Raw genomic sequence first — 25,918 nt, forward strand, 5'->3', positions numbered from 1 at the left:
GTGTTTGCCGTAGACCACATCATTCTACTTAGTGCTTTATTAGCCATTTTCGGCGTGTTGGTCAGCAAACTGTCTCCTCGTTTTGGTGTACCCGTACTTGTTCTCTTTTTGGGTGTGGGTATGCTTGCTGGTGAAGATGGTATCGGTCGTATTTCTTTTGATAATGCCGATGCCGCACATTCCATAGGAACCTTCGCACTTATCCTCATTCTATTTGATGGTGGGCTTCAAACTTCAAAGAAGTCTATTAGGCGGGCGTGGAAGCCTGCAGCGTTACTTGCCTCTATTGGTGTGGTTGGCACCGCGGCCATAACCGGTCTGGCAGCCATGTACATTCTCGATTTGCCCCTTTATTTAGGGCTGTTGCTTGGGGCAATAGTGGGCTCTACCGATGCGGCGGCCGTATTTTCTGTACTGCGTAATGCGGGCATTTCTATTCCATCAAGACTAAAAGCAACCCTAGAGCTGGAAAGTGCATCAAACGATCCAATGGCCATATTCCTCACTATTGGTCTTATCACTCTTATTCAAGATAGCAGCACAAAGGCGTCAGAATTAGCCTTGTTGTTTGTCAGCCAAATGGGTGTGGGTGCAATTACAGGTGCTGTGGTAGGCGGCTTAGCGGTGGCGCTATTTAGGCGCGTAACGCTTATGGCGATTGGTTTGTACCCCGTATTCGTTATGTTATTTGGTGTGTTGGCTTTTGGTTTAGCGGCGAACTTAAATGGCAGCGGCTTTTTGGCTACTTTTATAACCGGCGTAATCGTAGGTAATAGCCGATTTTCCTATCAACGAAATACCTTTGTATTCATTGATGGCCTCGCGTGGCTAAGTCAAATTGCAATGTTCGTTATTTTAGGCTTGCTGGTAACGCCTTCTGAACTTTTACACACATGGAAAGAAGGCTTGTTAATCGCGGTAGTGCTTATTTTTGTGGCTCGGCCGCTGGTGGCAATGCCATTGTTGTTATTAAGCCGGTTTTCGTTTAAAGCCTCGGTGTTGATTTCATGGGTAGGGCTTCGCGGTTCTGTGCCTATAATCTTGGCTATTTTTCCGTTAATTTTTGAATTACCCAGCGCTGAGCTTATTTTTAATGTGGTATTTTTCATTGTGATGATTTCAGCCTTGCTACAAGGGTCAAGTTTGCCATTTGCCGCACGTAAATTAGGCTTAGTACTCGATAATCCTCGGGGGGAGTCGAATACGCTAGAAATCGTTAAAGTGGCAAAAGATAAACGGGAGCTCATTGAAATAGTGCTTCACTCTATGTCTGCCTCAACAGGCAAAAGTATTTCAGAGTTGGGGTTACCCGAAGACACTGTCGTGGCGTTAGTCGCCCGTGGTGAAAGTACGCTTATTCCCAAAGGAAGCACGGTATTACAGGCAGAAGATCAGGTTTTTGTTATAACAAAACTGCTGGATAAAAATATCGTAGAGACCTGCTTTTACGGCGATACCTAAAAGCTGCCAAGTGATTGTCGCTAAATAGGCCATCTTCATGTAGAATGCGCCGCGGAGTTGGCCAGGCAATCGCCGCTTTCGTAAGAAAGGGGAGGAAAGTCCGGGCTCCAAAGGGCAGGGTGCCAGATAACGTCTGGGCGGCGCGAGCCGACGACAAGTGCAGCAGAGAGAAGACCGCCTAAGCCAGCAATGGCCGGTAAGGCTGAAAGGGTGCGGTAAGAGCGCACCGCACACCTGGTAACAGGTTGTGGCAAGGTAAACTCCACCCGGAGCAAGACCAAATAGGATCCCTTAACGTGTGGCCCGCATGGGGATCGGGTAGGTTGCTTGAATCAGTGAGTAATTGCTGATCTAGAGGAATGGTTGCCCACGACAGAACCCGGCTTATCGGCCAACTCCACCTTTATTTGTGTAAGTGAAGCGTCTGCTTCACTTACCCTTTCTTTAAGCGCTCAATAATTTGAGTAAGTTATCCCAAGGTAACGGGCGCGATAAATAATATCCTTGTGCCCAGTCACAGCCGTTTTCTCGCAGATACGTCATCTGAGCTTCAGTTTCAACGCCTTCGGCAATAACGCGAAGATCGTAAAGCTTTGCCAAATTTTGAATAATCATCACCATTTTGTTGCGCGCTTCACGTTCTGAAAAGAGATCGTTAACAAATGAACGGTCGATTTTCAAACAATCGGCAGGGTAATGTATCAATTGACTGAATGCCGTGTAGCCGGTACCAAAATCATCGAGTGCTAAAGACACCCCTAATTCATCTAGTGCTTTTAGAGTTTCTAAACCGCTCACATCGTCGGCTACAAATGCGGTTTCAGTGACCTCGAGCTCTACGCATTCAGGGGCAATGCAATATTGCTCTAATAGCTGTTTTACTTGGGTAGGAAATACCTCATTATGAAGCTCCACACCCGAGATGTTAATGCAAATCTGCCCTTTAAAATCATGTTCTTTTTGCAAGACGACTAGCGCTTGAAAAGCATTTTCAATCACCCATAAATCAATTTCTTTGATAAGGCCGGTAGCTTCCGCAACAGGTATAAACTGGTCAGGGCCAATACCTTCAAGCTCAGGGCTAATACCTTCAAGCTCAGGGCTAATACCTTCAAGCTCAGGGCTTTGGCAGCGCAGCAGTACTTCAATCGCGACAATGCTGTTATCTTTACAGTCGAATATTGGCATATAAACTAAAGAGAAATGCGCGTCATTCAAAGCCTGCCTTAAGCCTTTCTCGATGCGTTGACGTTGGCGTAGCGTATCAGCTATATTTTGGGTGAAAAACTTAAAGCAATTACGACCGTTATGTTTTGCGTCGTACATTGCTGCATCGGCATGATGAAGTAATGTTGAAGGATCACAGGCATCATCGGGATAAACGGCAATGCCAATACTGGCATAAATCATATGTGTGACGTCATCCACTTCAAAACCGCCGTCGAAAATATTAAGAATACGTGTTGCCACGACACTGGCATCAAGAGGCGCTTTAATATTGGGCAATAATACAACGAATTCATCACCTGCTAGCCTTGCTAGGCTTTCCGTCTGCGGCTTTAAAAGCTGATCCGTAGGGCGGATTTCTTCCCAAAGTCGTTCACTGAACTCAAGTAATAGTCTATCGCCTGCTTCATGACCGTATTGGTCATTCACCTGCTTAAAATTGTCTAGGTCAATATACAATAAGCCAATGCGTTGTTTATCTTTCTCAGCTCGGGACAAGAGGCGCTCTAGATTGGTTTTAAAACTCCACCGATTGGGAAGGCCTGTCAACGTGTCGTAATAGGCCATCTTGCGAATATCATCATCATGCAATTGCATAATCGTCTGGTAGGCTTGTTCCTCGGAGCGTAAGGCGGCCAAGCAAATGGAATTTAGAGCCAACATGGTTAGGATGAACCGAATTGCTTCTACGAGTGAGTAGTTAGTCATCATTAAAAGAGAAGCAGGCGTAAACAGCAGTAGAATACTGGCCACACTAAAAATCACAAACCAAAATACAGCAGGCCAAAAGCGATTGATAAAAAGATTGATGGCAACAATAGGGTAAACCCACAGTAACCCAGTATTATTTTTACCGCCTGTAATGATTAAGCTCATTGATAAGAAGAAAAGAATACCACTTAGTATGGAGGCTGCACGCTCAACATTACCGGTACGTTTTAATAGATAAATATTGAGTAAGCCGACCAATGCGTTGACGATTAATATAGTGCCTAGGACTTCGGCGCCGTCGACTAAGCTAAAACTCCCTAATGCAAATAAGAAAATAACGCCTAATATAGTTAAAACTTGACAGAGCCTGTAGCGCCGTCGGTATCGTACTGCCAACATTTCTTGTTGGCCTGCTTTAATTTCACCGGTGTGAGTCATTATTACCAAGGCTTCATTAAGTATTAATATTAAGCTATTGCTGCTTAACAGTATTTACTATCAATGAGTCAATTTTTCTGATGTGTGTAAATAGGATAGACGACAAATCTACCCTATTCAAAGTGCGTGTTATTTTGGGAGATGAGGAGGAGCTGTATCAGCTAAGCTGTAACTTGGCTTCGGTGCTTTTTTCCGCCCAGTAGTTTACTTTTTCTAGTAGGTCTCGAACGTCGAAGGGTTTACTTAAATAGTCGTTCATACCAGCGTTAAAACAGTCTTCTCTGTCACCTTTCATGGCATTCGCTGTTAGTGCAATGATGGGAGCATTTACATACCGCTCGCCCGCCTCACCGCGACGTATTCGGCGGGTTGCTTCAAAACCATCCATGTCAGGCATTTGGCAGTCCATCAATATTAAATCAAAAGTCACTTTCATTTTCTTTAAGGCTTCTAATGCTTCAATACCTGATTTCGCACTCAAGGTTTTGTGGCCGCTTAAATGCTGTTTCACAATGACCTGGTTGATGTCGTTATCTTCAACAATAAGAATTTTACGTTTTTGTGCTGCGGTGTTGTGGCTATGAGCCGCACTTAGTTGGGGCGCTACTAGGCTATCGTCGCCCTCTTTTAGGATGATGTTAAAAGTGAAAGTACTGCCTTCGCCTTTTTCACTTTCTAAACGAATTTCACCATCCATAAGCTCACACAACTGTTTACTGATAGAAAGGCCAAGCCCCGTGCCACCAAATTTGCGTGTTGTAGACAGGTCTTCTTGGGTAAAGACCTCAAAAATTCCTGCTTGTTTTTCTTTTGCGATACCTATCCCCGAATCTTTGACTGCGCAGGTCAAGCGAAGCTTATCGCCATTGGTATGTTCTAAGGTGGTAGTGACGTCAATTTCACCCTTCTCGGTGAATTTAACTGCGTTACCAATCAAATTAGAGAGAATTTGCCGGAAGCGAACCGAGTCTCCGATGACCACATGAAAACCTTGAAGGTTAAAATGAAAATGAAGGCGAAGCCCTTTTTCTTGACACAAAATGGCGTATTGCGACTGCAAGCTTTCTAGGGTTTCTAATAAATCGAAAGGTTGATCATCTATTTGAAGTTGCCCAGCTTCAATTTTAGAGAAATCAAGAATGTCATTGACGATGTGCAGCAGGCCTTGAATACTGAAATTAGCAAGCGAGAGGTAGTGCTTTTGCTCGTCGTTCAATGGGGAATTCGATAGCAACTGCAGTACTCCAGAAATACCGTGAATAGGAGTACGTATTTCATGGCTCATACTGGCAAGGAAGCCAGATTTCATATGCGCTGACTCTTCCGCTTTTTGCTTCGCATCTTGCAAATAACGCTCGGCTTGTCGCTGTTGTGTCACGTCTTGTTGAAAACCAATATAGTGGGTGACTTCGCCTCCAGACTTTACTGGAGTAAGTATAAGCCTGTTGTAGAAAGACGTTCCGTCTTTACGGTAGTTAAGTATTGTGGTTTCAACAGGTTCACGGTTTGCAATCGCTCTGCGAATCAATGTTGTTGCATGGCTATCAGTACCCTCACCCTGCATCAGCCTGCAATTTCTACCAATAATATCTTCTTTACTGTGCCCTGTAAGACGGTGAAATGCATTGTTAACATAAATTATTGGCTGGCCTGTGCGTTTTATGTCTGAAATAACAATAGAAACGGTAGCTTCATCCATGGCGTGATTAAGAATTTGTACATGACTTTCAAGGGAGCGCTGGGTGCTATAATCAACCCCAACGAAAATAGCGCCTTTAATATTATGGTTAGCATCTTCAAGTGGCGTATTGGTCCATTTAATATGCTTTTCTAGTCCGTCTTCTACCGAGAAGTGTTTTAACTCTCCAGAAGATTTATTAATGAGCTTGTTGAGAATGTACTTAACCGTACCCTCACGTTCTCCGTACTGATCTTCACAAAAAGCATCGAAGCGTTTGTTGCTTAACATCACGCGATGCTTATCATCTACCACTAAGAGCATATCTCCCATCGAATCAATAACATTAGAAAACTGTTCATTCGATAATGACATCTCTGCAAGATCTGATATTAAAGTATCAAACGCACTGCGAATATTAGCTAATTCTCGGGCTTCTTCTACAATCACTGGCTCTTGAATATCGGTATCTTTAATACGATTAACAATGTCTTTATAAAGGGTTGAAAGGGTATTCTCCGCAAGCAGCGCAGTGGTACGAATCATGTGAAAATTAACTAAGATAATACCTATAATAATGGCCAACATGAGTAGTGCTAACCAATACAAACCTTTTAGGGCGTTGACGATAGGTTTAATGCTATACAGGGTTAAGTTCTGATAGCGAGAGTCCTGCAACACATAGCCCATGGTATCCACGTCACTAAACGGAGTGCCTGGAATGATAAATTCAGGATCACTGCTGAAAAGTACTAACCCATTTTCATCAGTCACGACTTGGTTAGTTAGTCGAGGGTAGGGGGCTAATAAGGCTTGAAGGCTTTCCACGTACATGACTAGCGCACCTTCTGCAGCGCCGCTTAGCAAAACAGGCACTGAAAAAAGCACCCCATTTTGGGTGATTGAAGAAAATGATAGCGACGCGCCAAGGGTCTTTTGCTGCCATGCAGTATCCAGTTTTTCAGAAATAGAATGACTCCAATTTTTCTGAATAACCATTTCGCCGGAAAAGTCGTATAACGCAAATTCTACATTACGGGTTTGGGTTAACTTTAACGATCTGAAGAACATAGGGAGATAATTATCCCGCTGTTCTAAATCCACCAGTGAGTTGATAATAATATCGTTAGACGCAAGGTCAGATAACTGCCGGGTGGTATCATTAACGATGAAAGAAAGATCTTGCTTTAAGCCTTCAATAGACTGTTTTTGAACGCTCTCAATTTGCTGCTTGGCAAAAAAGAAGGTAAACGCAAAAAGCATTAACGCTACAATTAAAATTAACCCAAACAAGCGGGGCAGCATACTGGTTAATAGGCGCTTTCTAAGCGGTGGTGGCTGGAATTGCATTACTGATTTTCCAGAACGACCAAGTTACCTTTTTTATCAAATGAAGCCATAAAATAGTCCTTAGCCATTAATGCGTCATGCTGTGTGGGGGTAAATGCTGGGTCATAAGTTTTCAATGCACCGTCGAAAGTACCTAAGTCTTCTAATGTGTTTCGTAGCGCATCTACATCCGTGGTACCCGCTTTTGTTACCGCTAATGCTAGCATATTAACAAGGTCATACGCGTGCGCAATGCCTGTAACCGCGTGAATAGCTTCAGGAGCGATTAAGCCATATTTGCGGTGGTAAGCCTCTAACAACTGCTGGGCTTTTGCGTGCTTCTGATAATCAAAATGAAATGTTTGCAATACCGACAAGTTCAGTAAGTCGGGCTCTACATTTAAACGCTCTATAAAGTTGCCTGAAGCAATGCCCCAATGGGAAACAACAGGGAAAGCTGTGAGGTTTTGGGCGGCTAATTCGTTCACTACCAACGCACCTTCAGGTGCATTAGCAACTAAAACGATGGCTTCTGCTTTGTCTGACTTGATAGCAGATATATCTTCTTCAAATTTCTTCTGTTGCCAGTTAATCCAGCGGGTAGTGGTTATGGTGATCCCCATTTCGGCCGCAGCCAAGCTGAGCGATGTCTCGTTAGAGCGCCCCCACCCAGTACGTTCTAAAACCAGTGCTACACGTTTAATACCGCGAGAAGCAACATGCTGAATAAGTACTTTTCCCGCCTCGGCGTCACGGACTGACACGCGAAATACATTGTTGGGAGTATATTGGTTGTCTACCACTTGCGTGCCCGCCGCCCAAGGAACGAGATAAAGCAAATTAAGTTGATGAACAGTCTCAAGCTCGGCCAATGCCACAGGGGTATGTACGCCTCCTATTACCGCGATTAAATCGCTATTGGTGGCGAACTGTTTAATATTGTGAATACCGCGGGCAGGGTTGCCTCTGTGATCTTTCAAGAGGATATCAACCGGACGGCCTAGCAAGCCCCCCTTTTTATTAATTTCATCTACCGCAAGTTCAACGCCTCTTTTTATGGCTACACCACCGTCCACGGCAACAGCCGAAAAGTCAGCGTCTATACCAATATAGAGTGGTGTAGACGTCTCACTGCCGTTGGAGTGAAAACTTAACATCAATAACGTTAAGAGCCAAAATGTGAAACGTAAGCGCATAAAATCTTGAAGTTGAGGATAAGGCTTGTAATTGTATAGCATTAATTGGTTAGTTTTACCTTCCAAACCTTATTCTTTCGTCTATTTTTGTTTAATTATTAATCATTCATAAACCGAATTTTTAGCAAGGTTTTGTTAGGCGAAAAACAGCCTTAAGTGAGTTATATTACTGCAATTAGTTCGCAGATTGACGATCTTGGACTGGGGTGAATTGGTAGTATCGCTTAAACTCTCTGGAGAATTGCGATAGGCTGTTGTAACCCACCGCTTCGGCCGCGTCTCCCACTCGATGACCTAGCGCGATTAACTCTCTGGCTTTAGACAATCTAAATTTCTTTATATATTGGACGGGTGAGTCCAGCACGACATCACGAAATGCGCGGTGGAAACCAGATACACTCATGTTCACACTCGCAGCAAGTGAATCTACATTTAATACCGATGCATAGTCATCATGAATCGTTCGTAATGCTTGTGCGACTCTCGCATAGTGGCCGTTGTCAGTTAATCCACATAGTACGTGACCAGCTGGGCCATTGAGAACATAGTATACAATTTCTCGCACAAAACCTGCGCCCAGTGCCTGTGCACTATTACCGTGTGTTAATGCTTGTAGTAGTCTGCGTGTAGCATCGGTAATATTTTCATCTAATGACTGCTGACTGACTGTAAACGTAGGGGCGGGGCTGTTTTTTTCCTTGTCGTCACGCCATTGGGAAAGCTCTACCAGTAACGATGCGGGAATATCAATGACCAAACCTAATATGCAATCGTCATTGTCTAAGGTGGCAGCACATTGCGCAGGCAAGGGCACACCGAAAACAATGTAATCGCCTTTCTTGTATTCGATTTCACGATTATCAACATACAAGCGTTTAGTGCCTTGTAACATGATAATAATACCCGACTGATAAAGTAGCGGCTGCTTGGGGCTTCCGTGAGGATCGCGGAAAACTCGCACTCCTTCTATATCCGTTTTGCTCACGCCATTCAGTGCCGATTTACCTTTAGCGTTTAAAAACTGTTTCAGAATTTGGCTTAAAAAAGCCAGCTCAGTAGTGGAAACTGGATTGTTTGTAGAAATAGGCAAATTTTTTCCAGAAATAGACGGTTTGTTTACACGTAATGGCACTATTATGCATTAACACAGGCATGCAATGACAGAGGAAAGACCATGAAATTTTCATTTAGCAACCCAACTCGCATTCAATTTGGCCAAGGACAAATTGGCTCAATCAACACCCTTATTCCAAAAGACAGCCACGTTCTTGTGTTGTTTGGCGGCGGTTCGATTAAAAAGAACGGCGTTTACGACCAAGTAGAAAAAGCATTGGAAGGCTATAACTGGGAATCTTTCGGTGGCGTTGAACCAAACCCAACCATTGAAACTCTAGACAAAGCTGTTGCCCTAATCAAAGAAGCTGGTGTTGACTATATTCTCGCGGTAGGCGGTGGTAGCGTGATTGATGGCGCTAAGTATGTGGCGGCAAGTGCCGTGTATGACGGCGACGGGTGGGACATTCTAACTGGAGAGCACAAGGTTGATAAGGCACTACCTATTGGCGCTATTCTAACCTTGCCGGCAACAGGTTCTGAATCTAATGGTGGCTCTGTTATTAGCAAGAAAGCGACTAAGCAAAAGTTGGCGTTTATGTCTCCGTTAGTTTATCCGCAGTTTGCTGTATTAGATCCAGATGTAATAAAAAGCCTTCCGCATCGCCAGGTAGTTAACGGCTTAGTGGATGCCTTTGTTCATGTTTGCGAGCAATACTTAACCTTCCCGCAAAATGCTCCGGTTCAAGATGGTTACGCTGAAACCTTGCTAAAAACCCTAATTCAACTTGGCGGAAAAATTGATAATAAAGATGACGCATGGCGCGCTAACCTTATGTGGTCAGCAAACCAAGCACTGAACGGCCTCATTGGTTCAGGTGTTGCGCAAGATTGGGCTACGCATATGATAGGCCACGAACTCACGGCACTTTATGGCGTAGATCATGCTCGTTCATTGGCGATTGTTCAGCCGTCACTACTACGGGTTCAACTTGAGACCAAATCAGCGAAGTTAACGCAGATGGGCCAAAACGTGTTTGGTTTAGCACAAAGCGATGATATTGCTCTTCGCACTATCGATGCTATAGAAGCGTTCTATCAAAGCCTTGAAGTGGCTACCCAGCTTACCGAGCATGAAGGCGACAAGCAAAGTGCAGTGAATGCCGTGCTAGAAAACTTAAAAGGAAATAAGATGCTTTCCCTTGGCGAAACGGGTGCTATTACCCCAGAGGTAAGTGAGCAAATTCTTAACTTGGCGGTGGCTGAGTAATACCTATCTAAAAGTGGGCTATCACTTTATATACAGCCCGCCTTCTGATTGTGTATTGATACAAACTGGCACGATTCTACTATTAACAAGGTAGATGAAGTGTCGGTTTGTTTTTTAATTATACAACAGAAGTATGATTTTCAATTCCGTTTGCGCTTTCTGAGTTCGTTTATTAAGTTTAAAGAAGGCAAGGCGTATATCACGCCAGCGCAGATGGGAGTTAGCTTGCAAAGAAATTATCCCCCTTCCATTATTGATGTGGAAGCCAGTGGGTTTGGTGCCCGTAGTTATCCTATTGAAATAGGGATAGTGCGCTATGATGGTGCAAAGTGGTGCAAACTCATTCGTCCCGTTGATAGTTGGGTTCATTGGGATCAAGAAGCAGAATCTTTACATGGTATCACCAGAGCCATGTTGAACACTTACGGCGTTTGCCCGGTCAAAGTGTGTCACGAGCTTAATGCCTTTCTAAGCAATACCATTGTGTATAGCGACGGATGGGTGGTAGATAACCCTTGGCTAATAAAACTTTTTGCAGCAGCCTCGGTTCAAATGTCTTTTTCATGTCGAGCATTGGAGTATGTCTTGAGCGAACCTCAAATGGCGCTTTGGCATGACGTAAAAACAGATATTGAATCGCAAAGCGACGATCGCCGCCATCGAGCAAGTACTGATGCGAAAGTTATTCAAAGTACGTATGTGGAAACTCGTAATAAAGTGGAAGCGGCAAAGCACAAAAATTAGTACCAGCTTTTAGTAATGCTTTATAAAATCAGAAAAAGTATTGAACACCTAACGTAAGCGCATTGTTTTCTTTGTCTCCCACCTCTCGATGTTCAAATTCTAACGCCATATTCAAACCGCTCTCGTCACCAACTAGCCAACCTAATCGAGTAAACGTGCCTAAGTCTTCAGGTATGTAGCGCCATTCAGGATAGTATTGCAAAGGTGAGTGAGTCGTATTAAACGACGCATATACTTGCTGTTCAAAAAGTAGCGTTAAAGCACGCTGGGCGCGAATAGAAAGTTGACTGTTTTTGCTGGCGTTAAAGTGATTATCGTAGCCAGGTATGGATTCAAGGCGCGTTTCATTAAAGCGACTTTTAATTTTCCACTTTGCTATTTTCTCGCTTTTGAACACGATGGGGCCGTAGTAGCCATCCCAATCAGCAGCTTTCCAATCAGCTGCCTCGCTGTAAGTGGCACTCAAAGGGGCAAGCAATATTAAACAAACCACGCAAGTTGGGTAAGTTTTCATGAATAAATTCCTAGTCGAGTGAGACAGCGTAAACGTGTTCTTTTGAATACCGATTATTATAAATTTAAGTGGTAGCTTCAAAGCCACAAGGGTTTTGTTCGCCCTAAGTGCCTAACTTTATCTTAAAAAAATGACACAAAACTGAAACAAAAAATTAGAGCTGAATAGTAAGTGTAGTCTTTTATCCAAAAGGTGAAAAATAAACTTGTTAGATATTTCTATTGTGAACTAACTTTTAAAGGGTAGTAGTAAGACTTACTTCAATTGAGTGGGCAAAGCAGTACTTTCAAATAGGGAACATGGCCGGAGGTGAGTGATGCAAACGGAATGGGAATTTGAACGAAAGTTTTTAGTAAGTTATGTGCCAGAAGGTTTGTTAGATACACGAAAACCTGTGGCAATTAGACAAGGTTATTTAGCCACCGAGCCGGATAAGCATATTCGAATTAGGGACGAAGGTGGCAACTACACCATGGCCGTTAAACAAGGTGTTGGCCTTAAACGCAGAGATACGCGAATTGCGTTGGACTCTGAGCAATTTGCTGATTTATGGCCGTTAACCCAAAACATGCGGGTGGAAAAGCAGCGATATCGTATCGACTTTTTTGGTGCACAGCTGGTGGTAGACATTTTCACCGGTAATTTAGCACCTTTGAAAGTGGTGGAAGTTGAATTTGACAGTGAAATGAGCAGTCGACAGTTTTTACCGCCAGATTTCGCTGAAACGGAGGTGACCCATAAGAAAGAATTTCAAAATGTCGCGTTAGCGCGATTTGGTTTGCCTGATATGGTTATTGCAAGCGGCAGTATGAATAGTGCTTCTATTTTTGCAGGATCCATATAGTCCTATATAGCCATTATATAATCACTATGTAGCGAAGAAACTGCCTAGATATGGCTTAAAGACAGCCAAGGTTAAATAGATAAATATCTGAAATTAAAAAGGGTCGCTTTACTTTATAAAGTGAAGCGACCCTTTTTCTGTCTTTAGCTTTCAACAGCCTTGAGCTAGGTAAACAGCCTTGAGCTAGATAAACAGCCTTCGGCAGACTATACCGATGAACGAAGTGCTTCAGCTTTATCAGTCGCTTCCCACGGGAATGCCTCACGGCCGAAGTGACCATATGCAGCAGTAGGTAAGTAAATAGCACGCTCTAAATCAAGCATTTTGATTAGCCCATAAGGGCGTAAATCGAAATGTTCACGTACCAACGCCACTAAGGTTTTCTCATCAACCACGCCAGTACCGAAAGTATCAATGCTAATAGAGGTTGGCTCGGCAACACCAATGGCGTAAGAAACTTGAATTTCGCAACGCTTAGCTAGCCCTGCAGCGACAATGTTCTTAGCAACATAACGGCCAGCGTAAGCTGCGCTTCTGTCTACTTTTGAAGGATCTTTACCAGAGAAAGCACCACCACCGTGACGGGCCATACCACCGTAGGTATCTACAATGATTTTACGACCAGTTAAACCACAATCACCAACAGGTCCGCCAATAACGAAGCGACCGGTAGGGTTAATGTGAAATTGAGTGTTGCTATTAAGCCACTCGCTAGGAAGCACCGGTTTAATAATTTCTTCCATTACTGCTTCACGTACTTGTGCAGTAGAAACAGAATCACAATGCTGCGTAGAAAGTACTACCGCATCAATGCCTACAGGCTTGTCGTTTTCGTACTTAAAGGTAATTTGGCTTTTCGCATCTGGGCGCAAAAAGTCTAGCTTGCCAGACTTTCTTACTTCAGCTTGTTTTTGAACCAAGCGGTGAGAATAAGTAATTGGCGCTGGCATCAGTACGTCAGTTTCGTCACTGGCGTAACCGAACATAAGGCCTTGGTCGCCTGCACCTTGTTCTTCTAAACTTTCGCGGTCAACACCTTGGTTGATATCTGGCGACTGTTTACCGATAGCGTTTAACACTGCACAAGAGTCAGCATCGAAACCCATATCAGAGTGAACGTAGCCTATGTCTCTTACGGTTTTACGTGTAATTTCTTCAATATCAACCCACGCTGAGGTAGTGACTTCACCACCTACTAATACCATTCCGGTTTTAACGTAGGTCTCACAGGCCACGCGGGCACGAGGATCTTGCTCTAGAATAGCATCTAGAACCGCATCTGAAATTTGATCGGCGATTTTGTCCGGGTGTCCTTCAGACACAGACTCGGAGGTGAATAAATGCGTGGCCATACATGCTCCATAAGCGTTTATTGTTCAAAATAGGTGAGTATTGTACTAAAACAAGGTATAAATACCAGTCTTTACTTCTAGACGTCTAAAAGTCCTTTCGTTACGATTTGTTGACAGTGGCGGATCACTTTTGCAGACAATTAAGTAAATTTAGCCACGCTTACCCAAAGAAGCGATATTGGCTAGCAAAGGAATGATGTGAATATTCATTATTTTAGCCAACTTTCGGTAATGGCAATGAAAAGCCATTGAACTGAATGGTGGCATGGGTAAGAATAACGCCCACATTAAGATATACAGCAATGCAGCGCTTTAAGGTTGAACAAAGGGATTTTGCCCACAGTGTTCCCTTAGCGAAATTCAGCTACAAAATAAATCAGGAGACAACATGCCCTCTCGTCGTGAACTTGCCAATGCCATCCGTGCTTTAAGCATGGACGCTGTTCAACAGGCCAAATCTGGTCACCCAGGCGCCCCTATGGGGATGGCTGATATTGCCGAGGTATTATGGGGTGATTTTCTATCACACAACCCAGCAAACCCGTCTTGGGCAAACAGAGACCGCTTCGTGCTTTCAAACGGTCACGGCTCTATGCTGTTGTACTCTTTGCTTCATCTTTCAGGCTATGAACTGCCTATTGAAGAGCTTAAGAACTTCCGTCAGCTACATTCTAAAACGCCAGGTCATCCAGAATATGGATATGCACCGGGTGTTGAAACTACCACTGGCCCATTAGGTCAAGGCGTAAGTAATGCTGTGGGTATGGCGCTAGCTGAGAAAGTATTAGCAGCGCAGTTTAACCGTGACGGTCACGATATTGTCGATCACTACACCTATACTTTCATGGGCGATGGTTGCCTTATGGAAGGTATTTCTCATGAAACTTGTTCACTTGCGGGTACATTAGGCCTTGGTAAGTTAGTGGCATTTTGGGATGACAACGGTATCTCAATTGACGGTGAAGTTGAAGGTTGGTTTACCGACGATACGCCAGCACGCTTTAAAAGCTACGGCTGGGAAGTGATTGAAGGTGTTGACGGTCATGATTCAGAACAAATTAAAGCAGCCATTGAGCAAGCTAAATCGAACAGCGCTCAGCCTACGCTAATTTGCTGTAAAACGGTGATTGGTTTTGGTTCGCCAAACAAAGAAGGCACTGAGTCTTGTCACGGTGCACCATTAGGTGATGACGAAATCATTGCTACTCGCGAAAAGCTTGGGTGGAAACACGGTGCATTTGAAATTCCAGACGACATTTATGCCGGTTGGGATGCGAAAGCCAAAGGTGGCGACGCTGAAAGTGCGTGGAACGATGCCTTCGCAGCATACGAAAGTGCTTACCCTGAATTGGCGGCTGAATTTAAGCGTCGTGTAAATGGCGAATTGCCAGCCGACTTCAGCGATAAAGCAGACAAAATCATTGCTGATTTGCAAGCTAACCCGCAAAACATTGCGTCACGTAAAGCATCTCAAAATGCATTAAACGCCTTTGGCCCATTACTACCAGAGCTTCTAGGCGGTTCTGCCGACTTAGCGGGTTCAAACCTAACTATTTGGGATGGCAGTAAAGGCGTTGAAGCCACTGACGCTTCTGGTAACTACATTTACTACGGTGTACGTGAATTCGGTATGTCAGCCATGATGAACGGTATTACCCTTCATGGTGGTTTTAAAGCCTACGGCGCAACTTTCCTAATGTTTATGGAATACGCCCGTAACGCTGTACGTATGGCGGCGTTAATGAAGCAACCTGCTATTTTTGTATACACCCACGATTCAATCGGTTTGGGTGAAGATGGTCCAACGCACCAGCCAGTAGAACAAGTAGTGGCACTACGTGCTACACCAAACCTAGATAACTGGCGTCCATGTGACCAAGTTGAATCGGCTATAGCATGGAAGTTCGCAATTGAGCGTAACGATGGCCCTTCAACATTGATTTTCACTCGCCAAGGTTTGCCACAGCAACCTCGTGATGCCCAGCAATTAGCTGATGTTACTAAAGGTGGTTATGTGCTTAAAGATTGTGCAGGCACGCCTGAATACATCTTTATTGCCACTGGTTCTGAAGTTCAACTTGCCGTTGAAGCAGCTGATAAACTAACTGCAGATGGTAAAGCGGTTCGCGTAGTTTCAATGCCTTCTACCGACGTTTTCGACCGTCAATCAGCGGATTACCGTGAAAGCGTGTTGCCTTCTAGCGTAACTAAGCGTGTTGCAGTTGAAGCACTATCGAAAGAAAGCTGGTACAAATATGTAGGTTTCAACGGCGCCATCATTGGTATGGATACGTTCGGTGAATCAGCACCAGCGGGTGACTTGTTCAAACATTTTAATATTACTACTGATGCAGTGGTAGAGGCAGCATTGTCTCTTAGCTAACGAGGTCACCGCAGTCTATGGTAAACATTGCCATAAACGGGTTTGGTCGTATTGGTCGTAACGTATTGCGCGCGCTTTATGAAAGCGGGCGCAATAGCCACTTCAACGTGGTTGCGATTAATGATGTGGCTAAGCCAGAAGGTATAGCTCACTTATTGAAATACGATACCGCCCATGGGCGGTTCGGTTTTGATGTGACATTAGAAAACGAAACACTTAACGTGGCAGGCGATGCTATTCGCTTGTTAGCACAGCCTGATATCAACTTACTGCCTTGGCGAGAAATTGGGGTGGATATTGTACTGGAATGTACAGGTAAGTTTGATGATAGGGCATCAGGTCAATCGCATATTAATGCGGGGGCAGGTAAAGTGCTCTTCTCTTCTCCGGGTTCCCCCGATTTAGACAATACCGTGATTTTTGGTACCAACGACGACACGCTAAAAGCGGAGCATAAGTTGGTGTCTAATGGGTCGTGCACAACCAACTGCATTGTGCCGGTTATTCAGGCGCTAGACGCAGCCTTTGGGGTTGAAAGCGGTACGATTACGACTATTCACGCTTCTATGCACGATCAGCAAGTTATCGATGCTTACCACCCAGATTTACGCCGTACTCGCGCAGCCAGTCAGTCTATTATTCCAGTAGACACACGGTTAGCCGCGGGAATAGAACGTATTTTGCCTAAATTTGCAGGTAAATTTGAAGCTATTGCGGTACGGGTGCCAACCATTAATGTTACTGCAATGGATTTAAGTGTAACCTTAAGTACGCAAGTAACCATTGCTGACGTTAATCATGCATTGAAGCGAGTGAAAGCAGGGCGATTGCAGGGTATTTTAGATTACACTGAAGAGCCGTTGGTTTCTGTTGATTTCAATCACGATCCCCACTCTTGTATAGTGGATGGTACCCAAACCCGAGTAAGTCACAAACAACTGGTAAAAACGCTGGTGTGGTGTGACAACGAATGGGGTTTCGCAAACAGAATGCTCGACACCGCGCAAGCAATGTATGACGCAAGCTAATTAAGAATTTTGCTGCCAAGGTTGGTAGCGCCAGCCTTGGCAGCTTTCACAGTTATTCGATTAACAAGGGAAAGACAATGGCAATTCCAAGTATGAGTGATTTGGCCTTAAACGGTCAGCGCGTATTAATTAGACAAGACTTAAACGTGCCAGTAAAAGATGGCGTAGTGACCTCTGATGCGCGTATTAAAGCTTCGATCCCTACTATTAAAGCCGCACTAGATGCTGGTGCTGCGGTAATGGTAATGTCGCATTTAGGCCGCCCTACAGAAGGCGAGCCAGCGGAAGAATTCTCACTTCAGCCTGTTGTGAATTATTTGAACGACGTGTTGGACGTACCGGTTACCCTAGAAAAAGACTATTTGGACGGTGTTGATGTAGCACCAGGTTCTTTGGTTGTTCTAGAAAACGTGCGCTTTAATGAAGGCGAGAAAAGCGACGACGAAACCCTATCAAAGCAATATGCCGCCCTTTGCGATATCTTCGTAATGGACGCATTTGGCACCGCGCACCGCGCACAAGCTTCTACCCACGGTGTGGCAAAATTTGCCACTAAAGCGTGTGCAGGCCCACTTCTTGCGGCAGAGCTAGATGCACTAGGCAAAGCATTAGATAATCCTAAACGTCCAATGGTAGCCATTGTAGGCGGGTCTAAAGTATCAACTAAGCTTACTGTACTTAAAACCTTAGCTGAAAAAGTTGACCAACTTATTGTTGGCGGCGGTATTGCCAATACATTTATTGCCGCGCAAGGTCATAATGTAGGTAAGTCTTTGGTTGAAATGGACTTAACTGAGCAAGCGAAGCAGTTAATGAGCGATGCAGTCGCCAATGGCGGGAATATTCCAGTGCCTACCGATGTAGTAGTGGGTAAAGCCTTCGATGAAAATACAGAAGCAACTCTTAAAGCCGTTAGTGATGTCGCTGACGATGATATGATTTTTGATATCGGCCCAGATTCATCAAAAGCCCTTGAAAGCATTATTAAAAATGCGGGTACTATTGTATGGAATGGCCCAGTAGGTGTATTTGAATTTGAACAGTTCAGTGCAGGTACAAAGGCCTTAGCCGAGGCTATTGCTGATAGCGATGCGTTCTCAATTGCAGGTGGTGGTGATACACTGGCAGCAGTAGATAAATATGAAATCGCTGATAAGATATCTTATATCTCTACAGGTGGTGGAGCATTTCTAGAGTTTTTAGAAGGCAAAACATTACCTGCAGTAGCCATGCTAGAAGAAAAAAACAAATAAAATTAGCAGACTACTAAAAAATCGATTCCGATTTTCGCCGGCGATACATTGAAGTACGTCGGCATATAACGATAAACCCTACACCTGTTCTTAGAGCAGTATTATAAAAAAGGAGTGTTGCAATGGCATCACAAGCACAGCAGGCCATGCTAGATAAACTTAAAACGCAAGTTGGTTTTATTGCAGCTTTGGATCAAAGCGGCGGTAGTACACCAAAAGCGCTACGTTTATATGGCATTGAAGAGTCAGAATACAGTTCTGACGAAGAAATGTTTAACCTTGTTCACCAAATGCGTACACGTATTATCACCAGCACCCCTTTCAGTGGCGAGCGGGTTTTAGGCGCTATTTTATTTGAAAATACCCTAGACCGTGAAATTGAAGGCATGTCTACTGCGCACTATCTGTGGCAGAAGAAGCGCGTTATTCCTTTCTTGAAAGTGGATAAAGGGCTTGTTGAAGAGAGCAACGGTGTACAGGTGATGAAGCCGATAGTTGGTCTAGATGCGTTACTGGCTAAAGCCGTTGCCCAAGATGTTTTTGGTACTAAGATGCGTTCAGTGGTAAAACTGGCAAATCATCAAGGTATCAAAGATGTAGTAGAGCAGCAGTTTGAAGTAGGTAAGCAAATTATCGCAGCAGGTTTAGTGCCTATCATTGAGCCTGAAGTGGATATTCATAGTCCTCAAAAAGCGGAAGCAGAAGCACTGCTTAAACTTGAAATTCTTACTCAGCTTAATTTGTTGAGCGAAGGCCAAGAAGTGATGTTAAAGCTAACACTGCCTAATGAAGCTAACTTCTATAAAGAGCTTGTTGATCATCCTCGTGTACTTAAAGTGGTAGCGTTGTCTGGCGGTTACAACCGTGAAGAAGCCAATGCGAAGCTTTCAGAAAACCAAGGCATTATCGCAAGTTTCTCAAGAGCGCTAACTGAAGGTGTTTCTGACAAACAGTCTGATGACGAGTTTGCAGCTACACTAGATGGTGCGATTGAAGGTATTTACCAAGCTTCAAAAGCATAAGCTTTATTATTGAAAGGGGCGCTGAGAGCGCCCTTTTTTGTTAGCTATCTCCATCCCCCCCTAATTGGTTAAAAATCACACCAAAACTACCCCAAATTCATCTTACAACCAGGTTTACTCACCGTTTATTTTTAAAACAGATGATTTATTCCGTAATACCAGTCCGCATAGATAATTACCCTCTCAGCGAGACTTAAAATGTTCGTAATCGCGGCGTGTTACCACAGGTATAGTGGTTCTACATCAAGGTAACATTAAACTCGCCCTTCGGGAAGGTCTGGCAAGCTTCCTAGCTTCATTCTGGAAATTTGAAAGGGAACAGCCATTCCTGTATTCCCACGCTTTGCTAGGAAACTTGCCAGCGCCTTCTGAGTGGGCGATTATCTATGCGGATTGGTATAGGATAAAGAAACACCAATAAAAATATCAGGGGTATCATGTTTTCAACTCAAATTGTAAGTTGTCAGCGAAGACGAGGTAGACGAGATTTTCGTGTTACAACAGGTTTAACCGTATTCTTTCTATGTATCTGTGCAGGCCTTTCATCATTCTCGTACGCTGATGATGTGAAGGAAGATACTGATAATGATATGTTTTTTCAATCTGAAGATATATTCGATTTAGAGTACGTGAGTGATGTACGGGTATCGCCCAATGGTAAACAAATCGCCTACGTTCGTCGTTCTAATGACATTATGACAGACAGCACACGCTCGAACATTTGGCTGGCGTCAGTGGATGGAAAGTCTCATCGCCCATTATTATCATCTAAGAAAAGTTACTATTCTCCAAGGTGGTCGCCAGATGGTAAGCGGCTCGCCTATTTGTCTAATGAAGAGGGCAAACCTCAGCTTTATGTGCGTTGGATGGATACGGGGCAAACGGCGCTAATCACCAATGTTACGTCATCCCTTGGCAATATCACCTGGTCTCCTAACGGTAAACATATCGCATTTACCATGAGTGTGGATGTTGAAGAAAAGCCCCTAAAAGTTAATTTGCCTAAGAAGCCAAAAGGCGCAAAGTGGGCGCCTAAATTTGAGTACATTACCAAAGCGCGTTATCAAGCTGACGGTAAGGGAATTTTAGAACCTGCTTATACGCATATATTTATTGTTTCAACTGATGGTGGCACGGCTCGGCAACTCACCTCTGGTAACTATCATCATAGGGGAGGTTTAAGCTTCTCTCCTGATTCGCAAAAAATATTCTTTGCGGCTAATCGCAGCGATAACTGGGAATATGAGCCGGTGGAATCCGATATCTTTACGGTAAATATGCAAGGTGTTATTGAGCAGCTTACCGACTTTAAAGGTACGGAGTCCGCTCCGGTAGTATCACCGAATGGAAAGTATGTGGCGTATTCACGTCGTAGTGACGATAAAGTCATGTATAAAAACCGCTATTTATACATCATGAATGCAGATGGTACTGAGCACAAAAACCTTACCGCTGATATCGATAATTCGGTGTCTAACTTTCAGTGGAAAGGTAACAAGAGTATCTACTTTCAGCAATCGGTACGCGGCCTCGCTCAAGTTGATGTTGTTACGCTATCTGGCAAAGTTAAATCTGTTGCCAAAGGCTTAGGGGGCACTACGTTAGGGCGCCCTTATGTATTTGGTATGTATCATGCTGCAGACAACGTAGTGGCTTATACCAAAGGGCGTACCGATCGCCCCGCAGATGTGTTTGTTACCACACGTAGCGAACAACAACTTACGTTTTTGAACGAAGATGCGCTAGGTCATAAGCAGCTTGGTGAAGTTAAAGAAATTATGTATCGCTCATCAATCGATGATGAGGAAATTCAAGGCTGGTATATCTTACCGCCTGATTACGATGAAACTAAAAAATACCCGCTTATTCTAGAGATTCACGGTGGACCAAACTTGGCGTACGGGCCGGTGTTCACTGCCGAGCTACAGCGTATGGCAGCAGAGGGCTATATTGTATTTTATGATAACCATCGCGGTAGTACAGGATACGGCGAGCGCTTTGCACTGCTATTGCAAGGTAAGTACAGTTCTAAGTACGATTTTGCAGACCATATGTCTGGCGTTGATGCTCTTATTGATAGAGGGCTAGTCGACCCTGAAAAGCTCTTTATTACAGGCGGCTCTGCAGGAGGAATAGCATCAGCTTATGCTATAGGGTTAACCAACCGCTTTAAAGCGGCTGTTGTTGCTAAGCCGGTTATTAACTGGCTTTCAAAGGTACTTACTGCTGACTCAGGGCTATATCAAATTCCTTTCCAGTTTCCCGCTAAACCATGGGAAAATATCGCGCATTACTGGCAGCGTTCGCCGCTTTCGTTAGTAGGAAATGTGACAACGCCAACCATGTTAATTACCGGCACAGAAGATAAGCGCACGCCTTCATCTGAAGCCGAGCAGTTTTACCAAGCGCTTAAGCTTCAAAAAGTGGATACGGTATTAGTGAAAGTGCCCGGCTCCCCCCATGGCATCGCTTCGAAACCTTCCCGAATGATAGGCAAGGTAGAGAATATATTGGCATGGTTTAAGAAGTATTCCGCCGAGCACAATGACGAGCATTAATTGATTGCACGCTTTTGTAAAACCTAAAGCGTAAAACGCAAAAAGGGAGCATTAATGCTCCCTTTTTATTCTTCGCAAACCGGCTTATTTGACAAAGATTATTTAAACGGGGTTTACTTAATAGAAAGCGTTAAGTCTAACGCTTTCCAATAGGCACTTTCTCGAACCAAGTCGGCTGCCAGAATAGGCTTTTCTTCCAACCAATCTTTAGGAAAAGTAAGGCTTAAGCCGCTCTTATCTACATCAATTTCTAGATTGGGCAAGAAGCCCTCTTGGCGTTTAATATTAAGCAACGCGCCAATGCGCAACAAGGCGATAAGCTTTTTAACCGCAGCTAAATCATACAAATTAAAATTAGGAAGGTCGTTAGCCCGTACTTTCTTTCTATGAAAGCGTACTAGGGTTGCCAATAATTCCTGTTGTTCTTGCGTAAAGCCAGGCATATCAACGTTAGCCAGAATATAGGCACTGTGGCGCTGTACACCCCGAGAGTTAATTTGAATACCCACTTCATGCAACAACGCCGCCCAACCCAGCATACTTTTGAAATCGTGATGTTTAAGTTTCCATGCCTTTTCAGCATGACTAAAGAGGTTAAGTGACGTGTTAAGCACAAGCGTGGCTTGTGCGGTATCAACATCGTAGCGAGTGGCCAAGCTGCTGGCAGTTCTGCCTCGTATATCGGCATGATGCAGCTCATCTTCCATCTGGTAAATCACCCCTTCACGCAAGGCGGCAGGGGAATAAACTAAGGTATCTATTTCTAGGGCTTTAAATACTGCAATTAAAATAGCCAAGCCGCCAGCAATAACCACGCGTCTATCTTCGGTTAAGTCCGGGTAGCTAAGCTTGTCGATATGGCCTGCACTAATAAACTGCTTCATTAGGTTACGTAGGCTTTTAAGCGTAACGGGTATATCGTGATCGTTGGGCTTATCTTGTTGACACAGCGTAAACAAAGAGCGGATCGTGCCCGATGTACCAATACATTGCACCCAACCTAGCTTGCGGTACTTATCTTGAATAAATTCCAGTTCTTGTTCAGCAGCAGTAATCGCCAGCTCAAAAGATTTGTTCTTTAAAGTCCCATCTGGGAAAAAGCGCTTGGTGTAGCTCACACAGCCCATTTGTAAGCTTCTACAAATAAGTGGGTTAAACCCTTCGCCAATGACAAATTCTGTAGAGCCACCGCCAATATCTACCACCAGCTGCTGACCATCAGCATGGTTGGTATGTGCTACGCCAGAGTATATCAAACGGGCTTCTTCTACCCCCGAAATAACTTCTACGGGGTAGGGCAGAATATCTTTTGCAGCATTAATGAAGTGGTGGGCGTTTTTTGCTTTGCGAAGCGTGTGGGTAGCGACAATACGCACCGAGTCGGGTTCAAAACCACGCAGGCTTTCAGCCACAATACGGAGCATTTTTAAGCCGCGCTCCATGGCTTCGTCCGACAGAATATTATCGTCGTCTAAGCCTTCAGCCAATCGCACTTTTTGCTTAACTCGATGCAGAATTTGCACAGACCCAGCAACAATACGCGCTACCACAAGGTGAAAGCTATTCGAGCCAATATCTAACGCGGCTACCTTATTAACCTCACGGCTTTCAACGGTATCAAAAACAGATTCATGCTGAGTCATTTCATGCTGAGTCATTTAGGGTTCTATTTTCCTGCTTCTTTTTCTTCTTCTTTCACAAGATAGTCGTAAATCTCTATCTGTGAACGTAATTTTTTACGATTGCCTCGGGCAACGTACTTGTTGCTTTGTTCCTTGTCAATCACTCTCGCTTTTAGCGTATCACGGAATTGTATGTCCATAATATCGACAATGCGCTGTTGCAGGTTTTTATCGTATATAGGGCAACCGACTTCAATGCGATTATCCATGTTACGGGTCATCCAGTCAGCAGATGAAATAAACACTTTCCTCTCGCCGCCGCCTTCAAATACCATCACCCTAGGGTGCTCTAAGAACCTATCGACAATAGAAATAATCTCGATGTTTTCGCTAATACCTCTTAAGCCCGGTATTAACGAACACATACCACGTACAATGCCGCGAATTTTCACCCCAGCTTGGCTGGCACGATACAAGTCATCCATCAATTCATTATCAACAAGGTTATTAATCTTGAAGGTGATTTGCGCAGGGCGGCCTTCTTTCAAGTGTTGAATTTCTTGACGAATAAGCGACTGAATACGGGTTCTGGCGTTTAAGGGGGAAATCTGCAAATGCTGGAATTTATACCGGCGGAAAGGGTATTGAATTAAATCGAACACGGCTACTGCTTCATTTGCTAACTCTTGGTTTCGCGTAAATAAGCTGTAATCGGTGTAGATTTTGGCGGTTTTTTCGTTGAAGTTCCCTGTGCCGAAATGCGCATAGTTAATCATCGCACCACGTTCTTCACGGGTGATCACGCAAAGCTTCGAGTGAATCTTTAATGTGGGCACGCCTAGAACCACGCGAATACCCGCATCAGTCATACGTTTCGACCACTCAATGTTGGCCTCTTCATCAAAACGGGCCCGAAGTTCAACGACTACGGTAACTTTCTTACCGTTATCTACCGCATCAATTAGCGAGTTGATAATACGAGAGTTGCTGGCCACACGATAAATATTAATGCGGATAACTTTTACGCTAGGGTCGAAGGCCGCTTGACGTACAAATTCGGTAACATGTAGAAATCGGTGATACGGGTAGTACAGCAGAATGTCGTGGGCGGTAATGGCATCGAATACCGTATTGAATTTAGAAAAGGCATTGCTGTCAATCGCCGGTAGTGGTGCGTGCTCTAAGTATTCGCGGCCCACATTTGGAAAACCAATGAAATCTTTAAAGTTACGATAGTGCCCCGCAGCATGCATGGTATCGAGTTTAGTTATACGTAAACGCTTGCGTAAGTCCTGCATCATATCTTCAGGCATGTCGTTATCATAGATAACCCGAACAGGCTCGGCAATTAAGCGCTGTTTCATGCTCTCAGACATTTTCTCAACATAACTTTCATCAATCTCGTCATTGATAGAGTACTCGGCGTCTCGAGTCATCTTGAATGAAAACGACTCTACCTCGTCGAATTTCACAAAGCCGCGGAAGATGTCTTCTAAGCAAAGCTGAATCATGTCATCCAGCATAATAATATGTTTTTTCTTTCGGCTTTTTTCCGGCGGAATAAGCATAAAGCGAGACATGTCAGATGTAGGCACCTGAATAACCGCATAGCGAGTATTGCGGTCTTTACGGCGCAGGGCGACATACAAATAGACAGATGTGCCATTTAGTCGGCTCAACAAATCCATCTTCTTATCAATAATAATAGGGGCAATATGGCGAAGCACCTTATTTACAAAGAAATTGCGCACCCACTGCTTTTGATAGTCATTTAATTCATGCTTTCGCAAAATGTGAATATTGTAACGTGCAAGCGCTTTCAATACGTCTTTGTGGATATGGTCGAACTTGTCGGAAAGTTGTACTACTTTTTGCTGGATAATAGCCATTAACGCTGTTTGTTTTTCAGCTTCTTCTTCGTTGCCATCATTTTGGGCAATAGTAATTTGGCGCTTCACGTCAGCAGCACGAACACGATAAAATTCGTCAAGATTGTTGGAGTAAATACCTAAGAACCGAATACGTTCTACAACAGGGTTGTTCTTATCAGCAGCTTCCTGCAAAACCCTTTCGTTAAATGCTAGCCAGCTAAGCTCTTTGGGATAATATAATTCTGGGTTATCCATAATTTATCGTTTTTTCACTTCTTAAAATGGCCAAAGACTGACATCAGTCAGTGACATTACTGTGACAACCCTTAGATATAATAGGGTTAATTCGTAGTCCTTTACCTCA

The 25,918-nt window shown here is 44.0% G+C and carries 17 protein-coding genes and 1 other RNA gene; 10 read left to right on the top strand and 8 right to left on the bottom strand.

The features are described 5' to 3' along the window. Entirely contained in the window at positions 1–1,461 is a 1,461-nt protein-coding gene (locus AVL57_RS03980) for a potassium/proton antiporter (RefSeq protein WP_057793718.1), read from the top strand. Between the two features lie 53 nt (positions 1,462–1,514). Further along, positions 1,515–1,864: RNase P RNA component class A (gene rnpB, locus AVL57_RS03985), an RNA gene on the top strand. A 41-nt stretch (positions 1,865–1,905) separates the two neighbouring features. Here the strand turns inward: rnpB and AVL57_RS03990 are convergent. From AVL57_RS03990 to AVL57_RS04005, 4 genes are all read right to left on the bottom strand, one after another. Continuing rightward, complete coding sequence (locus AVL57_RS03990; protein WP_061093572.1) at positions 1,906–3,837, bottom strand: putative bifunctional diguanylate cyclase/phosphodiesterase; 1,932 nt, start codon at positions 3,835–3,837, stop codon at positions 1,906–1,908. Between the two features lie 157 nt (positions 3,838–3,994). Continuing rightward, positions 3,995–6,865, bottom strand: a complete 2,871-nt coding sequence (locus tag AVL57_RS03995; RefSeq protein ID WP_057793714.1) for an ATP-binding protein — start codon at positions 6,863–6,865, stop codon at positions 3,995–3,997. Beyond that, the gene (locus AVL57_RS04000) at positions 6,865–8,106 is read right to left on the bottom strand and encodes an ABC transporter substrate-binding protein (RefSeq protein WP_231701277.1); all 1,242 of its coding nucleotides are present in this window, start codon (positions 8,104–8,106) and stop codon (positions 6,865–6,867) included. The genes AVL57_RS03995 and AVL57_RS04000 overlap by 1 nt, the downstream gene beginning before the upstream one ends. Before the next feature lie 109 nt (positions 8,107–8,215). Then, positions 8,216–9,130, bottom strand: a complete 915-nt coding sequence (locus AVL57_RS04005; protein WP_057793712.1) for an AraC family transcriptional regulator — start codon at positions 9,128–9,130, stop codon at positions 8,216–8,218. An 84-nt stretch (positions 9,131–9,214) separates the two neighbouring features. On the opposite strand from AVL57_RS04005, the gene AVL57_RS04010 reads away from it, so the two are divergent. Then, positions 9,215–10,363, top strand: coding sequence for an iron-containing alcohol dehydrogenase (locus AVL57_RS04010; protein WP_057793710.1), 1,149 nt, complete (start codon positions 9,215–9,217; stop codon positions 10,361–10,363). A gap of 213 nt (positions 10,364–10,576) precedes the next feature. After that, positions 10,577–11,107, top strand: a complete 531-nt coding sequence (locus tag AVL57_RS04015; RefSeq protein WP_057796336.1) for a 3'-5' exonuclease — start codon at positions 10,577–10,579, stop codon at positions 11,105–11,107. A 28-nt stretch (positions 11,108–11,135) separates the two neighbouring features. On the opposite strand, the gene AVL57_RS04020 is transcribed toward AVL57_RS04015, so the two are convergent. Then, on the bottom strand, positions 11,136–11,621 hold the full coding sequence (locus tag AVL57_RS04020) for a hypothetical protein (protein ID WP_057793708.1): 486 nt from the start codon (positions 11,619–11,621) through the stop codon (positions 11,136–11,138). Between the two features lie 316 nt (positions 11,622–11,937). Between AVL57_RS04020 and AVL57_RS04025 the strand changes: the two genes are divergently transcribed. Next, on the top strand, positions 11,938–12,465 hold the full coding sequence (locus AVL57_RS04025) for a CYTH domain-containing protein (RefSeq protein WP_057793706.1): 528 nt from the start codon (positions 11,938–11,940) through the stop codon (positions 12,463–12,465). A gap of 206 nt (positions 12,466–12,671) precedes the next feature. On the opposite strand, the gene metK is transcribed toward AVL57_RS04025, so the two are convergent. Continuing rightward, entirely contained in the window at positions 12,672–13,817 is a 1,146-nt protein-coding gene (metK, locus tag AVL57_RS04030; RefSeq protein ID WP_057793704.1) for a methionine adenosyltransferase, read from the bottom strand. Between the two features lie 388 nt (positions 13,818–14,205). Here metK and tkt point away from each other — a divergent pair, with 388 nt between their 5' ends. From tkt to AVL57_RS04060, 5 genes are all read left to right on the top strand, one after another. Continuing rightward, positions 14,206–16,200, top strand: a complete 1,995-nt coding sequence (tkt, locus tag AVL57_RS04035; protein WP_057793702.1) for a transketolase — start codon at positions 14,206–14,208, stop codon at positions 16,198–16,200. A 17-nt stretch (positions 16,201–16,217) separates the two neighbouring features. Next, positions 16,218–17,228, top strand: a complete 1,011-nt coding sequence (epd, locus tag AVL57_RS04040; protein WP_057793699.1) for an erythrose-4-phosphate dehydrogenase — start codon at positions 16,218–16,220, stop codon at positions 17,226–17,228. Positions 17,229–17,305: 77 nt separating this feature from the next. After that, positions 17,306–18,481 carry a phosphoglycerate kinase gene (locus tag AVL57_RS04045; protein WP_057793697.1) on the top strand — a complete coding sequence of 392 codons (1,176 nt, stop codon included), beginning with the start codon at positions 17,306–17,308 and terminating at the stop codon, positions 18,479–18,481. 122 nt (positions 18,482–18,603) lie between these two features. After that, positions 18,604–19,503, top strand: a complete 900-nt coding sequence (locus tag AVL57_RS04050; protein WP_057793695.1) for a fructose bisphosphate aldolase — start codon at positions 18,604–18,606, stop codon at positions 19,501–19,503. 437 nt (positions 19,504–19,940) lie between these two features. Continuing rightward, positions 19,941–22,061, top strand: a complete 2,121-nt coding sequence (locus AVL57_RS04060; protein WP_082604964.1) for an alpha/beta hydrolase family protein — start codon at positions 19,941–19,943, stop codon at positions 22,059–22,061. Between the two features lie 113 nt (positions 22,062–22,174). On the opposite strand, the gene ppx is transcribed toward AVL57_RS04060, so the two are convergent. Together ppx and ppk1 are read right to left on the bottom strand one after the other, a co-directional pair. After that, positions 22,175–23,704 (bottom strand): exopolyphosphatase, encoded by a 1,530-nt coding sequence (ppx, locus tag AVL57_RS04065; protein ID WP_057796332.1) that lies wholly within the window; start codon positions 23,702–23,704, stop codon positions 22,175–22,177. 23 nt (positions 23,705–23,727) lie between these two features. Beyond that, a complete protein-coding gene (gene ppk1, locus AVL57_RS04070) occupies positions 23,728–25,809 on the bottom strand; it encodes a polyphosphate kinase 1 (protein ID WP_057793693.1) in 2,082 nt (693 codons plus the stop codon). Positions 25,810–25,918 lie beyond the last annotated feature (109 nt).

It is taken from the genome of Alteromonas stellipolaris, from assembly GCF_001562115.1.
Classification (GTDB): domain Bacteria; phylum Pseudomonadota; class Gammaproteobacteria; order Enterobacterales; family Alteromonadaceae; genus Alteromonas; species Alteromonas stellipolaris.

Excerpts from the sequence above, each read along its gene's own strand:
- AVL57_RS04050 (WP_057793695.1), top strand. The coding sequence starts at position 18,604 with ATGGCATCACAAGCACAGCAGGCCATGCTAGATAAACTTAAAACGCAA.
- AVL57_RS04045 (WP_057793697.1), top strand. The coding sequence starts at position 17,306 with ATGGCAATTCCAAGTATGAGTGATTTGGCCTTAAACGGTCAGCGCGTA.
- AVL57_RS04020 (WP_057793708.1), bottom strand. The coding sequence starts at position 11,621 with ATGAAAACTTACCCAACTTGCGTGGTTTGTTTAATATTGCTTGCCCCT.
- metK (WP_057793704.1), bottom strand. The coding sequence starts at position 13,817 with ATGGCCACGCATTTATTCACCTCCGAGTCTGTGTCTGAAGGACACCCG.
- AVL57_RS04010 (WP_057793710.1), top strand. The coding sequence starts at position 9,215 with ATGAAATTTTCATTTAGCAACCCAACTCGCATTCAATTTGGCCAAGGA.
- AVL57_RS03995 (WP_057793714.1), bottom strand. The coding sequence starts at position 6,865 with ATGCAATTCCAGCCACCACCGCTTAGAAAGCGCCTATTAACCAGTATG.
- AVL57_RS04025 (WP_057793706.1), top strand. The coding sequence starts at position 11,938 with ATGCAAACGGAATGGGAATTTGAACGAAAGTTTTTAGTAAGTTATGTG.
- AVL57_RS03990 (WP_061093572.1), bottom strand. The coding sequence starts at position 3,837 with ATGACTCACACCGGTGAAATTAAAGCAGGCCAACAAGAAATGTTGGCA.
- AVL57_RS04060 (WP_082604964.1), top strand. The coding sequence starts at position 19,941 with ATGTTTTCAACTCAAATTGTAAGTTGTCAGCGAAGACGAGGTAGACGA.
- ppk1 (WP_057793693.1), bottom strand. The coding sequence starts at position 25,809 with ATGGATAACCCAGAATTATATTATCCCAAAGAGCTTAGCTGGCTAGCA.
- epd (WP_057793699.1), top strand. The coding sequence starts at position 16,218 with ATGGTAAACATTGCCATAAACGGGTTTGGTCGTATTGGTCGTAACGTA.
- ppx (WP_057796332.1), bottom strand. The coding sequence starts at position 23,704 with ATGACTCAGCATGAATCTGTTTTTGATACCGTTGAAAGCCGTGAGGTT.
- AVL57_RS04015 (WP_057796336.1), top strand. The coding sequence starts at position 10,577 with ATGGGAGTTAGCTTGCAAAGAAATTATCCCCCTTCCATTATTGATGTG.
- tkt (WP_057793702.1), top strand. The coding sequence starts at position 14,206 with ATGCCCTCTCGTCGTGAACTTGCCAATGCCATCCGTGCTTTAAGCATG.